Source organism: Vibrio sp. 1249-1 (genome assembly GCF_033340495.1).
The window spans coordinates 1-972 of record NZ_JAWOWJ010000189.1 but is presented as its reverse complement, the minus strand read 5'-3'; the positions used below and the strand labels follow the sequence as shown (position 1 = coordinate 972).

The following is a 972-nucleotide window of genomic DNA, read 5'->3' as shown; positions in this document are numbered from 1 at the left end:
CGCCCGCGTAACCAGTATTCATTGAACGCTTGAATACGATGACGTTTTTCGCGTTCCACACTTCCAATACAGGCATGCCAGCAATCGGACTGTTCGGATCTTCTAGCGCTGCTGGGTTTACAGTATCGTTCGCACCAATAACCAGAACCGTATCTGTTTCTGAGAAATCATCATTGATTTCGTCCATTTCCAGAACGATGTCGTATGGTACTTTCGCTTCTGCAAGTAGCACGTTCATGTGACCAGGCAGACGACCCGCGACAGGGTGAATACCAAAACGAACTTCAATACCTTGTGAACGAAGTGCATCAGTAATTTCATGCACCGGGTACTGCGCTTGCGCTACTGCCATGCCGTATCCTGGAGTGATGATTACTGACTTCGAGTTTTTCAGCATTTCAGCCACTTCTTCAGCAGTGGTTTCACGGTGTTCGCCCTGCTCTTCATCACTTGAAATAATAATCTCTTGACCAAAACCACCGGCAATAACACTGATAAACGAGCGGTTCATCGCTTTACACATGATGTATGACAGAATTGCACCTGAAGAACCAACCAAAGCACCTGTTACGATCAATAGGTCGTTTGCAAGCATGAAACCTGCTGCTGCCGCTGCCCAACCTGAGTACGAGTTAAGCATAGAAACAACAACTGGCATATCCGCGCCACCAATGGATGCGACTAAGTGGTAACCAAATGCGAACGCAATTAACGTCATCACGATAAGCGCGAACATGCTGCCATCTGCTTTTACGAAGTAGATCATTAGAAGCGTTGAAACTACGATCGCAGCCAGATTCATTTTGTGCTTGTGAGGAAGGTTCAGTGGAGACGATGAAATCACACCACGTAACTTACCAAACGCAACAATAGAGCCTGTGAACGTTACAGCACCAATGAATACACCAAGGAAAACTTCGACAAGGTGGATAACATGCTCTGCATGCGTTGCAGCTTCTGGTGCGTCTAAGT

General features: G+C 46.6%; 1 protein-coding gene. It reads right to left on the bottom strand.

What is annotated here, in order from left to right; genetic code table 11:
• Positions 1 to 972 (bottom strand): NAD(P)(+) transhydrogenase (Re/Si-specific) subunit beta (locus R7Z50_RS25145; protein ID WP_318149441.1); only part of this gene is annotated, 972 nt, incomplete at both ends.